This is a genomic window from Bradyrhizobium sp. USDA 4472 (assembly GCF_054058595.1).
The window spans coordinates 2,075,834-2,089,448 of sequence record NZ_JBSSAM010000001.1 but is presented as its reverse complement, the minus strand read 5'-3'; the positions used below and the strand labels follow the sequence as shown (position 1 = coordinate 2,089,448).

The following is a 13,615-nucleotide window of genomic DNA, read 5'->3' as shown; positions in this document are numbered from 1 at the left end:
ACATCCCCGTGCGGCAACCATATTGCTGTATTTTCAGGGTCTTTCTTCACGCCAAGCTGATTCCAAGCGAGGCCAAAACGCGCTACGCAAGCGCCCATGTCCAGGCTCATGTCAACGACCTCGATCCCCTCCGCCCGGGCGCGCGCGAAGACCCGCTTCAGGTTTGACCGTTTCCCGGCCTGGCTGGTTGCCTCCGCGACCCACCCCTCGGTCCGGCTCTGGCTGGTGATCGAATTCGCGATCCTGCATGCGGTGATCTGGACCTTCATCCTGATCAATCTCAAGACCGCGCAGGACGTTCACATGGACGTCGCAGAAGCCTGGGGCTGGGGCCAGAAATTCCTGTGGGGCTACGGCAAGCATCCGCCGCTGTCCGGCTGGATCGCCGGGCTCTGGTTCATGGTCTTCCCCGCCACCGACTGGGCGACCTATGCGCTCGCGATGGCGACGGCCAGTGTCGGCATGGTGATCTGCTGGCTGATCGCGCTGCGCGTGGTGGATCCGCGCCGCGCGTTCCTGGTCGTGGTGATGGTCGCGCTCTACCCGATCTTCAATTTCAAGGGGTTCAAGTACAATCCCGATCTGCTGCAGCTCGTCACCCTGCCGCTGGTCGTGCTCGCTTATCTGAATGCTTTCGAGAAGCGGAGCTGGCAGTCCGGAATCTGGCTCGGCCTCGCCGGCGCGCTGGCGCTGATGACCAAATATTGGGTGCTGACGATGATCGGCGCCATCGGCCTTGCCGCGCTGATCCATCCGCAACGGATGCGTTTCCTGCTGTCGCCGGCGCCCTGGGTCGCGATCGCGACGATGCTGGCGGCGATGATCCCGCACATCGTCTGGCTTGCGGATGCGCATTTCGTGCCGCTGACCTATGCCGGCGACACCTACAGCATCGAGGATGTCGGCCTCGTGCATCAGCTCGTGTTCGGCTATGTCCTGCACAACGCCGCGCTGCTGGCGTTTGCCGGTGGCGCTTGCCGCGCTCGCTATGGCGCTGGTGCGGCCGTGGCCGACGCTGCTTGTGCGCGCACCGCTGCGTATCGTCACGCGGGCTTGGGCACGGGGGGGCAATGCGGGCGTCAATGTCTCCCAGGCGCTGAACGTCTGGCTCATCCAGGTCATCGTCGCGGCCGGGCCGCCGCTCGGCGCACTGGCCTTCGGCATCTACATCAAGACCGATTGGGGCATCTCGCTGTTCTTCCTGGTGCCGCTCGCGCTGGTCGCGATACCGGCATTGCGGGTGCAGAGGGCCGTGCTGTTCAACATCGTAGCGATCTGGCTCGTGCTCAGCGTCGCGACGCTTTTCGCTTCGCCGTGGATCGCGGCGCGCGAGATGGCGCTGAATGCGGACAACACGGCGACCTATGGCGCGCGCTCCGAGCTCGCGCGCGAGCTGACGCAAGCCTGGCATTCGCGCTTCGCCTCGCGCTGGGCGATCGTCGCCGGCACCATGGAATCAATCCAGCCGATGGTGTTCTACAGCCCCGACCATCCGGTTGCGTTCATCCCGAACGAGGCCTGGTCCTCCGGGCTGACGTCGCTTGATGAAGTCAAGAAACATGGCTTCATTGGCGTGTTCGATCCGACCGACGGTCGTCTGCCTGCATTCGAAAAATGGGTGTCGGAGATTGCGCCGAAGGCCGAGCGCATGGTGATGACGACGCGCCGCTTCACCCATGGCAAGGCCGGTCCGTCGATGACGTGGAACATCTACATCGCGCCACCGGCGAAGTGATCGAGCGGCCTAAACGCCTTCCTCGTTGAACTTGCTTTCAACGAGCTCGGTGATCGCCGCAAGCGCGGCCTCGGCGTCAGCGCCCGCAGCGGCGACCGTGATGGTCGTGCCCGGTCCCGCAGCTAACATCATCAGGCCCATGATCGAGGTGCCTCCGACGGTTTCGCCGCCGCGCGTCACCCACACCTGCGCGCTGAAGCGCTCCACCGCCTGGACGAACTTCGCGGAGGCGCGGGCGTGCAGGCCTCGTTTGTTGATGATCAGGAGCTCTTTGGAAATCGCGCCCGCGGGCACGCCCGTCCCCGCTTGTGGCACGTCGTCACTCATTTGCCGGCGAGCACCCGGCTGGCGATGGTGACGTATTTGCGGCCGGCTTCCTGGGCCATCGCGATCGCGTCCGGCAGCGGACGCTCCTCGCGGACCTTGGCGAGCTTCACCAGCATGGGCAGGTTGATGCCCGCGAGCACTTCGACCTTGGGCCGGCTCATGCAGGAAATTGCGAGGTTCGATGGCGTGCCGCCGAACATGTCGGTGAGGATCGCAACGCCGTCGCCGGAATCGACGCGGTTAACCGCTTCGATAATGTCGCTTCGGCAGAGATCGGAATCATCTTCGGCGCCGATCGTAATCGCTTCGATTTGCTTTTGTGGGCCCATGACGTGTTCAAGCGCTGCCTTGAATTCGTCGGCAAGGCGCCCGTGGGTCACAAGTACTAGACCAATCATCGGAAAACTCCCGCGGGCGCTTTTGGTGCGCCGCACGAACGCGCCACTTTGACCATCCAGAGCCCTCGCGCAAGAGGGGATGTTGCGTATCTCCCTGAATCTAGACGGATCGATGAGGGGAGGTGCGCCGGTCTACTCGGTCGCGAGTGTGGGGTTCATATGGTTACCATTTCCCTTCAAACAATCGGCTGGGGGCTTAGCAGAAGGTTAACTCTTGGTAGTGGTTAAGGCCGCGACAACCAGCGGCACGGGCGAATAGCCGCGGCCAACAGGGATTCGCGGTATTTCGACACCGAAAATGGTGGTTTTCAGCGCTTCGGCCGCAGGCAGGCGCTCGACGTCGGATGCGTCGAGATCGACCACGAGGCCGACCGTCGCATGCTCCGCAAAGTCGCAGCGGCGGATTCCCAGTCCCCGGATTTCGATCAAGCCGGCCAGCGCGGGGGCGGGACGGACCTCAATTTCCTTGCCGACTGTCGCCAGATGGACACGGTCGTCGCCGACCAAAACGGCGCTTTCGACCACGCCCGCGCGCCCCGCGATGATCAAATCGAAGGCAAGGCGCGACTTACCTGCGCCCGAGGGCCCGCGGATCAGCACCGCCATGGGCCCGACCTTGACCGCGGAGGCGTGCACGCTCGGGCCGACTTCGTTCAAGGTGCCTTGGCTCATAGCGCCGGCAGCCTCACCACGAAGCGCGCGCCGGCAACGGTCGGCGCCCCGTCTTCGTCGGTGGGACCGGCGCGATTCTCGGCCCAGATGCGGCCGCCGTGGGCGTCCACGATCTGTTTGGAAATCGATAGTCCGAGGCCGGAGTTCTGGCCGAAGCCCTGGTGCGGCCGGTCGGTGTAGAAGCGCTCGAAGATGCGTTCCAGTGCATCGTCGCGGATGCCGGGGCCGTCGTCGTCGACCACGATCTCGATCTCGCCTCGCACACGGCGGCAGGTCAGGCGCACCTTGCTGCCGGCTTCCGAGAACGATTGCGCATTGGAGAGCAGGTTGGAAACCACCTGCCCGAGTCGCGAATCATGGCCCGTGACCGCGAACGTATCGGTCGGGCTGCGGCCTTCGAAGCGGGCCTCGACCGCGACGTCGTGGCCGAGCTTCGTTTCATTGGCAACCGCGACCAGCGTGCCGAGCAGCCGCCTGAGATCGACCGGGATCGCGTCCTGCCGTTGCAGCTCGGCATCGAGCCGGCTCGCGTCGGAGATATCGGAGATCAGGCGATCGAGCCGCTTGACGTCGTGCTCGATCACCTCGAGCAGTCGAGCGCGACTGCTCTCGTTGCGCGCCAGCGGCATCGTTTCGACCGCGGAGCGCAGCGAGGTCAGCGGATTCTTCAGTTCATGAGCGACGTCGGCGGCGAACATCTCGATCGCCTCGATCCGCTTGTAGAGCGCATTGGTCATGTCGCGCAGCGCGCCGGAGAGGTGGCCGATCTCGTCGCGGCGGCGGGTGAAGTCAGGTATCTCGACGCGGGACTTGATGCGGCGGCGGACGCGCTCGGCGCTGTCGGCGAGCCGGCGCACCGGACCGGCGATCGTGCTGGCGAGCAGCAGCGACAGCATGATCATGACGGCGGCCGCGACGCCGCCCACTTTAAGGATCGCCAGGCGCTCGGCTGTGACCATCTGATCGATTTCGTCACCCTGCGTCGACAGCATCAGCGCGCCATGGATGGCGCGTGAGCGCTGCACGGGGACGGCGACCGAGACGATCACCTCACCGCGCGAATTGACCCGCACCATCGAGCGTTTCTGGCCCTGGAGCGCATCGGCTACTTCCACATAGCCATTGCCGTTTTCGCGGCCGAGCTCGCGATAGAGCGGCAGGTCGCCGCGATTGAGCCAGGTGCGCACTGCGACCATCGCGCGTTCGAGCAGCCCCGGCTTGTCCGACAGCGGCGGCAGTGGAATGCCCCGCACAGTATCGAGATCGCGGCTGTCGAGCAGCACAGTGCCGTTGGGATCGAAAATCCGCGCGCGGGTCTTTGTCGGCGAGATCAGCGTGCTCAAGACCGGCGCCACGCGCTCGGGATTGATCGGAAAATCCAGCGAATCATCCATTCCGCCGTAGCTTTCGCCCAATTTCAGGTCGAGCAGCCGCTCAGGGTCGACGGTGATTGCGTTTGTCTGCACCGTTGCCGACGCGCCGATGGCGCCGGCGATGATCTCGGCCTGCACCAGCAGGCTCTGTGCGCGCGCATCGATCAGGCCGGCGCGGAACTGCGACAGGTAAAGGATGCTCGCCACCAGCGCCACGAGGCCGGCGAGGTTGAGAGAGACGATGCGGCGGGTCAGGCTCGAGAAGGACAGCGCGAAGAAGAACTGCCCGGCGCGCTTGAGCCAATTCAACGGCCCCCAGCCGTTCACAACGGGCTTGTCGTCATGATCCGGGGCGCCGTGGGATGCGATGTCCTCGGCGTTCGAACTCTGGTCAGGCTGCGTTCGGTCCAGCAATGCTTACGCCCGCGTTAGGACAGCTCGTGCGACGGTCCTTGCATCCTAGAGCATGATCCGGAAAACTGTGCAGCGGTTTTCCGAAAGATCATGCTCAAACAATAGCCTGAAGCGCGATTGCGCTTCAGGGCATGCCCGGTTCTGATGAAATCAGAACCGGCGCAGCCCTCATCTGCTGGGAAGGCGGCAGCCGCCTCAGGCTTCCTTGAAGCGGTAGCCGACGCCGTAGAGCGTCTCGATCATCTCGAAATCGTTGTCGACCACCTTGAACTTCTTGCGCAGCCGCTTGATGTGGCTGTCGATGGTGCGGTCGTCGACATAGACCTGGTCGTCATAGGCGGCGTCCATCAGTGCGTTGCGGCTCTTGACCACGCCGGGCCGGGTCGCCAGTGCCTGCAGGATCAGAAATTCGGTGACCGTCAGCGTCACCGGCTCGTTCTTCCAGGTGCAGGTGTGCCGTTCCGGATCCATGCGCAGCAGGCCGCGATCGAGCGCCTTGGCATCGTTCTCCTTCGGTGCGACGGTCGGATCCTTCGGCGCCGAGCGGCGCAACACCGCCTTGACGCGTTCGACCAACAGGCGCTGCGAGAACGGTTTGCGGATGAAATCGTCAGCGCCCATCTTGAGGCCGAACAGCTCGTCGATCTCTTCGTCCTTGGAGGTGAGGAAGATCACCGGCAGATCGGACTTCTGCCTGAGGCGGCGAAGCGTCTCCATGCCGTCCATGCGCGGCATCTTGATGTCCAGGATGGCGAGATCGGGCTGGGTGGTGCGGAAACCGTCGAGCGCAGAGGCGCCGTCGGTGTAAGTCATGATGCGGTAGCCTTCGGCTTCCAGCGCGATCGAGACGGAGGTGAGAATGTTGCGGTCGTCGTCGACCAAAGCGATTGTGGGCATGAGCCTCTGCTTTCTGCTTTCCGTTTGGGTCGTGGCTTAAAACGGCGAGCAATCCAGTGATGCGCCGCATACATGGGTGCCGAACTGGCGTTCGAACCGGGTCACCGAGCAATGCAAGCTGGGCTGAAGTGTGACCAAGTTCCACGACACGCGGCAGATTCGCCGCATGTCGACCCATAACCGGGCTCGGGTTTACCCGAAAAAAGGCCCGCCTTGCAACCACCTGAGCTGAGAAAGCCAATGCAACCGACCCCCGATTTCGCTCCTCAAAAGCTCGCCAAATCGCTGCTGCGGCGGTCGCGGCAGGGGGCGCTCGCGACGCTGATGCCCGGCAGCGGCGACCCCTATTGTTCCCTGGTCAATCTAGCGAGCCATCCCGACGGCTCGCCGATCCTGCTGATCTCTCGGCTGGCCGTTCATACCCAAAACATTCTCGCAGATAACAGGGTTTCCCTGATGCTTGATGAGCGCGCCACCGGCGATCCACTGCAAGGCGCCCGGATCATGCTGTCCGGCCGGGCCGAGCAGGCCGAGACTGAGAAAGATCTGCTCCAGCGGCGGTATCTGAATGCCCATCCGTCGGCGGAAGCCTTTGTCTCGTTTGAGGATTTCTCGTTCTTTCGGATTCGCCTAACGGGAACCCATCTGGTCGCAGGCTTTGGCCGGATCGTCGATCTGAGGCCGGAACAATTCCTCGTCGACCTCACCGGTGCCGAGGACCTGCTGGTCGCGGAGGAAGGGGCGGTCGCGCACATGAATGCCGACCACCGTGACGCCCTGAGCCTTTACGCAACGAAGCTTCTCGGCGCGGCTGAAGGTGACTGGCGCTGCACCGGCTGCGACCCCGAAGGTCTCGACATGCAGGACGGTCAGACCGCGCTGCGGCTGGATTTTCCGGAGCGGGTCACCACCGGCACCGCGCTGCGCAAGATGCTTGTCCGGCTGGCCGGCGAAGCGCGCACCAAGATCGACCAGAAGCCCGACTAGCTCCGTCACATTGAACGCCGCCCCCGATCGCAGCGACCCAAGATCGAGAACGTCTGAGGTTGGCAGCGAGAGGGGCCGCGCTTGATCAGCGGCAGGGCCGCTTTGCGGATGCCGAACCGCTGTTCAAGCGCGCGCTGGCGATCGGCGAGAAGGTGTTGTCGCGTGAGCATCCCGATGTCGGCCAGTCGCTGAATAATCTCGCCACGCTCTATGTGAAGCAGGAGCGGTTCGCGGAGGCCGAGCCGCTGTTTCAGCGCGCGATCGCGATATTTCAGCAGGTCGGCGGTCCCGAGCATCCTGCGGTCGCGACGCTCCTGAACAATCTCGGCCAGCTTGATCGTGACTTCGGTCGCGACGCGGGGGCCGCTTGCGAGTGGTCGCGCCCGGCTGTGCGTCGTGCTGCCGATCCTGTTTGCGGCGGGTCAGCAATCGCTGCTGACACAAGACAAGGCGCTGGACGGGGCGCTCGCGGCGGTCGCCAACGAGCCTGCTGATCCTCGCGCACCACGGGGCAAGATTGCCGCGCGAAGCGTCGCGACGTCAGCCTGTACCGAGTTTTGGCGCGGCGCGGGCGTAGATCGCGCGCGGCTGGCGCAGGCGCTGCCGCAACTGCCCGACACCGCGGACGAGCTGAACGCCGTGGCGAAAGACGTCGGCGTGCCCACCGCCGACATTCATCTCGGTCGTGACGCCAGCGAAACGACGCTCAAGCGCGCACCGCTTGCTCAAAACAGCATCATCTACTTTGCAACCCACGGACTCGTTGCCGGTGGTGTCAAGGGTGTGGGCGAACCGTCACGCGCGCTTTCGATTCCAGATCAACCGTCCGAGCTCGACGACGGTCTGCTCACGGCGAGTGAGGTCGCGCAGCTCAAACTCAATGCAGATTGGGTGGTGCTGTCGGCCTGCAACACGATCGCCGGCGACAAGCCGGGCGCCGAGGCGTTGTCGGGATTGGCGCGTGGCTTCTTCTACGCCGGCGCACGTGCGCTGCTGGTTTCGCATTGGGCAGTGGATTCGGAAGCTGCCACCCGCTTGACCACCTCGACTTTCGATTTGCTCGAAAACGAACCAGAAATCGGGAGAGCCGAAGCTCTTCGGCGCGCGATGCTGGCGTATGTTGATGACACCTCCTCGCCGCGCCATGCGTATCCTGCGATATGGGGGCCATTCGCACTCATCGGCGAAGGTGCGGTCCGATAGCGCTGAGCTGTGATTGTGCGTCGCAAAACATCGAGCAACACCGAAAAAGCCATTTGGTTGCGCGATCATCGATGATTTTAGCATGACCTGCTCGGTGCGGACATGCGCGACGTTTGGCGCCCTCGTTGAATAAACCAAATCCTGCTGGATCAGCTTGGCAACGCCAGCGTTCATCAGTATTAGGTCGTCCAGCCGAGGCCGGCCGGCCTGTAATTCACGGTTGACTGCGAGGCGCTGGTGCTTGGTGGCGCCATGTGTCGCGGGTTTCTAGGAGGATTTTTCGTGCAAGAGACGGGCGTGCGCAACGGTGCCTTCGGCGCCGACAAATTCGGCTTAAAGAATCTCAAGCAAGTTCACTGGAACCTCGGCGCGCCGCAACTGTATCAGTATTCGCTCTCTGCAGGCGAGGCGGTGCTCTCTGCAGATGGTTCGCTCTGCGCCGACACCGGTGAATTCACCGGCCGCAGCCCGAAGGACAAGTTCACGGTGCGTGACGCCACCACCGACAAGAAGATGTGGTGGGCCGGCAATCAGTCGATCACTGCAGAGCAGTTCGAAACGCTCTATCAGGACTTCCTCAAGCATGCCGAAGGCAAGCGCCTGTTCGCGCAGGATCTCTATGGTGGCGCCGATCCGTCCTATCGCATCAAGACGCGCGTCTTCACCGAGCTCGCCTGGCACTCGCTGTTCATCCGCACGCTGCTGATCCGCCCGGAGGCGATCGAGCTCTCGACCTTCGTGCCGGAGCTTACCATCGTCGACATGCCGAGCTTCCGAGCCGATCCCAAGCGTCACGGCTGCCGCTCGGAGAACGTCGTCGCCATCGATTTCGCCCGCAAGATCGTGCTGATCGGCGGTTCTTATTATGCCGGCGAGATGAAGAAGTCGGTCTTCACCACGCTGAACTATTACCTTCCCGAGCGCGGCGTGATGCCGATGCACTGCTCGGCGAACGTCGGGGCCAATGGCGACACCGCGATCTTCTTCGGACTGTCAGGCACGGGCAAGACCACGCTCTCGGCCGATCCGAACCGCACGCTGATCGGTGACGACGAGCACGGCTGGGGTCCGAATGGCGTGTTCAACTTCGAAGGCGGCTGCTACGCCAAGTGCATCAAGCTCTCGCGGGAAGCCGAGCCCGAGATTTACGCCGCGTCGACGCGATTCGGTGCGGTGCTCGAGAACTGCGTGCTCGACGAAGACACCCGTGTGGTCGACTTCGACAACGGCTCCAAGACCGAGAACACGCGCTCGGCCTATCCACTCGAGTTCATCCCGAACGCTTCGCGCACTGGCCGCGCGCCGCAGCCCAGGAACGTGGTGATGCTTGCCGCCGACGCCTTCGGCGTGCTGCCGCCGATCGCCAAGCTCTCACCGGCGCAGGCGATGTATCACTTCCTGTCCGGCTACACCGCGAAGGTCGCCGGCACCGAGCGCGGTCTCGGCAATGAGCCGCAACCGGAATTCTCGACCTGCTTCGGCTCGCCCTTCCTGCCGCTCGATCCATCCGTCTACGGCAACATGCTGCGCGACCTGATCGCCCAGCACAATGTCGACTGCTGGCTGGTCAACACCGGCTGGACCGGCGGCAAGTACGGCACGGGTTCGCGCATGCCGATCAAGGTGACGCGCGCGCTGCTGACCGCCGCGCTCGACGGCTCGCTGCGCAACGTCGAATTCCGCACCGACAAATATTTCGGCTTCGCAGTCCCGAACGCGCTGCCGGGCGTGCCGAGCGAGATCCTCAACCCGGTCAACACCTGGAAGGACAAGGACGAGTTCGACAAGACCGCGCGTCGCCTGGTCGGCATGTTCCAGAAGAACTTTGCCAAGTTCGAAGCCCAGGTCGACGCCGAGGTGCGTGCGGCGGCGCCGGACGTGAAGCTCGCGGCGGAGTGATTGCCCTGTCTTCAATGCAAAAGGGGCGGCCGAGAGGCCGCTCTTTTTGTTTTGTGCGCTCTTCCTTCCCCCCTTGTGGGAGAGGGTAAGACAGTCAGGCCTTGAAATACGCCATCTGCGTGCTCGTCGCGAGCAGCCGTCCGTCCGGCGACCACAGCTCGGCGTTCTGGTCGGCGTAGCTCTTGTGCATGATCTTCGAATCAGCCGTCGTGAGCACGCGCGTGATGTCCTCGGCCGCGAGCTCTTCGGCATCGGTGTGGAAATAGGTCGTCAGCGACACCGTGCCGAACGGCACCAGTTCGCGTCGTGCGTGGAAGATGCGGCCGAAGAAGGCGTCCGACATCGACATCAGCGAGAGCATGTCGAGCTTGCGCGGCTCGCGATCCGCAATCCAGATTTTCGAATAGGTGCTGGCGAGCTCGGCCTGCGGCGGCCCGAGGCGCATCTCGCCCTCGACGAAGCGGAATTCATACTGGTTGCCCCAGGACGCCTGGATGTTCGGGAACGGCAGCGTCTGCTCGAACGGCTTTGCATCCGGGGCCTTTGCCACCCTGTGCTCCCACGAGGGGCGGCGCTCGGCGAACACGGCGGTGGCGAGTGTCGCGACCTCGCCGCCGTCCTGCGACAGTTCGACGCTCCAGTGCTGGCTGGAGCGGTTGCCCTTCACCAGTCGCAGGTCGAGATCGAACGGACCCCTGGCGATCGGCGCGCAATAATTGACCGTCAGCGCCAGCGGATCGCCGGCGCGTTGCGGGTGTTCGATCAGCGCGCGCAGGATGGTCGCGGCCGTGACACCACCGAACGGGCCGACAAAAGCCCAGTAGTCGTCGCTCGTTTGCCCTTGCCAACGTGAGTCACCGGCGGTGATGCGCGTGGCGTCGTCGAAGGGGTGCGGGAGCTTGGCGTGCATGATCATGTCCGGCGTTCGATGACGGACGTCATATCACGTCCGCCGCCGGTCCGTGCAATTACCTGCGGGGTAGCCGATTTCACGCTGCGGAAAAATCAGCTCGCCGCGTCCCGCATGGTCTCTGCCATCTGAAACGGTGGCGCCGCCGGATTGACCGGCACGTTCCAGATCTCCTCGGCATATTCGCGGATGGTGCGGTCGGACGAGAACCATGCCATGCGGGCGACGTTGAGGATCGAGGCGCGGGTCCAGGCCGGTGAGACCAGCCAGCGCGCATCGACCGCGCGCTGCGTCTCGTAATAGGAATCGAAATCGGCGCTGACCATGTAGTGGTCGAGATAGCGCAGCGCGTGCGCGATCGATTCGAAGCGGCCCGGATCGCCGGGCGAGAACTCGCCGGTTCCGATCGCATTGATGGCGCGCTGCAGCTTCGGCGAATTGCGGATCACGTCGGAGGCGTCCAGCCCCTGCTTGCGCCGGATCATCACGTCGCCGGCTTCCATGCCGAAGATCGCGATGTTCTCCACGCCGACCTGGTCGCGGATCTCGATGTTGGCGCCATCGAGCGTGCCGATGGTGATGGCGCCGTTGAGCGCCAGCTTCATGTTGCCGGTGCCGGATGCTTCCATGCCGGCCGTCGAGATCTGCTCCGACACGTCGGCTGCGGGGATGATCACTTCGGCAAGGCTGACATTGTAGTCGGGCAGGAAGACGACCTTGAGCTTGCCGCCGATCGCGGGATCGTTGTTGACGATTTCGGCGACGTCGTTGATCAGCTTGATGATGAGCTTGGCGTAGCGATAGCTCGCAGCCGCCTTGCCGGCAAAAATCTTCACCCGCGGCACCCAATTGCCATTCGGGTCATCCTTGATCGACTGGTACAGCGCGACGGTCTCGATGATGTTGAGCAACTGGCGCTTGTATTCGTGGATGCGCTTGATCTGCACGTCGAACAGCGCGGTCGGGTCGACCTTGATGCCGAGCCGCTCGCCGATCAGGCGCGCCAGCGCCGTCTTGTTGTGCAGCTTGACGCTCCGGAACTTTTTCTGGAATTCGACGTCGCTGGCCCGCGCCTCGATCAGCGAGAGCCGGGTCGGATCGTCGAGCACGGCTTCGCCGCAAGTCTCACGCAGCAGATCGGTGAGCTTCGGATTCGCCAGCATCAGCCAGCGGCGGAAGGTAATGCCGTTGGTCTTGTTGGTGATGCGGCCGGGATAGAGATGGTTGAGATCGTGGAACACGGTCTCGCGCATCAAATCCGAATGCATCGCCGAGACGCCGTTGATGCGGTGCGAGCCGACGAAGGCGAGCTGGCCCATGCGGACGCGACGCCCGCTCTTTTCGTCGATCAGCGAGACAGAGGCCCGGAAGTCGATGTCGCCGGGAGCGCGCGCTTCGGCCAGCGCCAGATGCTGGACGTTGATGCGATAGATGATCTCGAGATGGCGCGGCAACAGCCGCTCGAACAGCTCGACCGGCCAGGTCTCGAGTGCTTCCGGCAGCAGCGTGTGGTTGGTGTAGGAGAGCGTGGCGACGGTGATCTTCCAGGCCTCGTCCCAGCGGAAATTGTGGAGATCGACGAGGACGCGCATCAGCTCGGTGACGGCGAGGCTCGGGTGTGTGTCGTTGAGCTGCACCGCGACCTTGGACGACAGGCTGCGCAGCTGGCCGTCGGAGGCGAGATGCCGCTTGATCAGATCCTGCAGCGAGGCGGAGACGAAGAAGTATTCCTGGCGCAGCCGCAGCTCGCGACCCGCCGGGCTCTCGTCGTTCGGATAGAGGAATTTGCAGATCGCTTCCGCGCGCGACTGCTCCGCGCTGGCGCTGACATAATCGCCCGAGTTGAAGGCATCGAGCTTCAACGGATCGGGCGAGCGCGCCGACCACAGCCGCAACGCGTTGACGTGCTGGCCGCGCCAGCCGACGATCGGCGTATCATAGGCGATCGCCTGCACCGTCTCGCTCGCGTGCCAGATCGCGCGGTCGCGACCCCTGTCGTCGACATGCTCGACGCTGCCGCCGAAATTGACGTCGTAGATCACCTCGGGGCGCTGCAGTTCCCAGGGGTTGCCGAAGCCGAGCCATTCGTCCGGATATTCCTGCTGCCAGCCCTGATTGATGATCTGTCGGAACAGGCCGTAATCGTAACGGATGCCGTAGCCGATCGCGGGGATCTGCAGCGTCGCCATGCTTTCCATGAAACAGGCGGCGAGCCGCCCGAGGCCGCCATTGCCGAGCGCCGCATCGGGTTCGCATTTACGCAACTCAGGCAGCGACACGCCGAGATCGCCGAGCGCCACATCGAAGATCTTGAGAAGGCCCATATTGTTGAGCGCATCGGTGAAGAGGCGGCCGATCAGGAATTCGAGCGAGAGATAATAGACGCGCTTGCGGCCGGCGTCGTAGCTGCGCTTTTCGGCCGAGAGCCAGCGATGCACGATGCGATCGCGCAGCGCCAGCGCTGCGGCCTGGTACCAGTCGTGCTTGGTCGCCATGCCCGCATCCTTGCCGATGGCAAGGCGCAGCTTCGCCAGGATCGCGCCCTTGATCTCCGACAGCGCGAGTTCGTCGATAGGCTGACCGGGGGCGGGGACGTTGGGTTGGAACGATTGATCTTGCAAAGCCGTCACTTCCTGGTCGACAGAAACACCACTAACACCTACGCGTATTTCTCCCGAACCGGAACCATCGCTGGTCCGGCAAGGGCACTGCGCTGCCGTAAAATTATGCAAAGAACGGGCCGCTTTGGGAACCCGGGCCAGCACGGAGGAACGCTGATTCGGTGCCGGATCGGGCACCG

10 protein-coding genes and 2 pseudogenes are annotated in these 13,615 nt (G+C 63.7%); 5 read left to right on the top strand and 7 right to left on the bottom strand.

Annotated elements, in window-relative coordinates; all coding sequences use genetic code 11:
* Nucleotides 1–108: 108 nt before the first annotated feature.
* A pseudogene (locus tag ACVWZ4_RS09480) lies at nt 109–1,735 on the top strand (glycosyltransferase family 39 protein).
* Between the two features lie 9 nt (nt 1,736–1,744).
* On the opposite strand, the gene ACVWZ4_RS09475 reads toward ACVWZ4_RS09480, so the two are convergent.
* From ACVWZ4_RS09475 to ACVWZ4_RS09455, 5 genes are all read right to left on the bottom strand, one after another.
* Complete coding sequence (locus ACVWZ4_RS09475) at nt 1,745–2,062, bottom strand: HPr family phosphocarrier protein (protein WP_456700892.1); 318 nt, start codon at nt 2,060–2,062, stop codon at nt 1,745–1,747.
* The gene (locus tag ACVWZ4_RS09470; protein ID WP_007597752.1) at nt 2,059–2,460 is read right to left on the bottom strand and encodes a PTS sugar transporter subunit IIA; all 402 of its coding nucleotides are present in this window, start codon (nt 2,458–2,460) and stop codon (nt 2,059–2,061) included. Before ACVWZ4_RS09470 ends, ACVWZ4_RS09475 begins: the two co-directional genes overlap by 4 nt.
* A gap of 207 nt (nt 2,461–2,667) precedes the next feature.
* The gene (locus tag ACVWZ4_RS09465; protein WP_456700893.1) at nt 2,668–3,132 is read right to left on the bottom strand and encodes an HPr kinase/phosphorylase; all 465 of its coding nucleotides are present in this window, start codon (nt 3,130–3,132) and stop codon (nt 2,668–2,670) included.
* Nucleotides 3,129–4,919 carry a stimulus-sensing domain-containing protein gene (locus ACVWZ4_RS09460; RefSeq protein WP_456700894.1) on the bottom strand — a complete coding sequence of 597 codons (1,791 nt, stop codon included), beginning with the start codon at nt 4,917–4,919 and terminating at the stop codon, nt 3,129–3,131. The genes ACVWZ4_RS09465 and ACVWZ4_RS09460 overlap by 4 nt, the downstream gene beginning before the upstream one ends.
* Before the next feature lie 195 nt (nt 4,920–5,114).
* Nucleotides 5,115–5,816 (bottom strand): response regulator transcription factor, encoded by a 702-nt coding sequence (locus ACVWZ4_RS09455; RefSeq protein WP_027535781.1) that lies wholly within the window; start codon nt 5,814–5,816, stop codon nt 5,115–5,117.
* A 240-nt stretch (nt 5,817–6,056) separates the two neighbouring features.
* Here ACVWZ4_RS09455 and ACVWZ4_RS09450 point away from each other — a divergent pair, with 240 nt between their 5' ends.
* The 4 genes and pseudogenes from ACVWZ4_RS09450 (at nt 6,057) to ACVWZ4_RS09435 (ending at nt 9,905) form a co-directional block, all read left to right on the top strand.
* On the top strand, nt 6,057–6,803 hold the full coding sequence (locus tag ACVWZ4_RS09450; protein WP_456740169.1) for a HugZ family pyridoxamine 5'-phosphate oxidase: 747 nt from the start codon (nt 6,057–6,059) through the stop codon (nt 6,801–6,803).
* Nucleotides 6,804–6,862: 59 nt separating this feature from the next.
* Nucleotides 6,863–7,297: a tetratricopeptide repeat protein gene (locus ACVWZ4_RS09445; RefSeq protein ID WP_456740168.1), complete on the top strand. Its 435-nt coding sequence runs from the start codon at nt 6,863–6,865 to the stop codon at nt 7,295–7,297.
* Nucleotides 7,290–8,006: pseudogene (locus tag ACVWZ4_RS09440) on the top strand (CHAT domain-containing protein); the annotation flags it as partial. The gene ACVWZ4_RS09445 and the pseudogene ACVWZ4_RS09440, both read left to right, overlap by 8 nt.
* Before the next feature lie 282 nt (nt 8,007–8,288).
* Nucleotides 8,289–9,905, top strand: coding sequence for a phosphoenolpyruvate carboxykinase (locus tag ACVWZ4_RS09435; RefSeq protein ID WP_456700897.1), 1,617 nt, complete (start codon nt 8,289–8,291; stop codon nt 9,903–9,905).
* 94 nt (nt 9,906–9,999) lie between these two features.
* Here the strand turns inward: ACVWZ4_RS09435 and ACVWZ4_RS09430 are convergent, their stop codons facing one another.
* Both ACVWZ4_RS09430 and ACVWZ4_RS09425 read right to left on the bottom strand, forming a co-directional pair.
* The gene (locus ACVWZ4_RS09430) at nt 10,000–10,815 is read right to left on the bottom strand and encodes an acyl-CoA thioesterase (protein WP_456740167.1); all 816 of its coding nucleotides are present in this window, start codon (nt 10,813–10,815) and stop codon (nt 10,000–10,002) included.
* A gap of 95 nt (nt 10,816–10,910) precedes the next feature.
* Complete coding sequence (locus ACVWZ4_RS09425; RefSeq protein WP_456740166.1) at nt 10,911–13,436, bottom strand: glycogen/starch/alpha-glucan phosphorylase; 2,526 nt, start codon at nt 13,434–13,436, stop codon at nt 10,911–10,913.
* Between the last annotated feature and the right edge of the window lie 179 nt (nt 13,437–13,615).

Coding starts and splice junctions, on each gene's coding strand:
- ACVWZ4_RS09475 (WP_456700892.1), bottom strand. CDS start 2,062: ATGAGTGACGACGTGCCACAAGCGGGGACGGGCGTGCCCGCGGGCGCG.
- ACVWZ4_RS09470 (WP_007597752.1), bottom strand. CDS start 2,460: ATGATTGGTCTAGTACTTGTGACCCACGGGCGCCTTGCCGACGAATTC.
- ACVWZ4_RS09465 (WP_456700893.1), bottom strand. CDS start 3,132: ATGAGCCAAGGCACCTTGAACGAAGTCGGCCCGAGCGTGCACGCCTCC.
- ACVWZ4_RS09455 (WP_027535781.1), bottom strand. CDS start 5,816: ATGCCCACAATCGCTTTGGTCGACGACGACCGCAACATTCTCACCTCC.
- ACVWZ4_RS09450 (WP_456740169.1), top strand. CDS start 6,057: ATGCAACCGACCCCCGATTTCGCTCCTCAAAAGCTCGCCAAATCGCTG.
- ACVWZ4_RS09430 (WP_456740167.1), bottom strand. CDS start 10,815: ATGCACGCCAAGCTCCCGCACCCCTTCGACGACGCCACGCGCATCACC.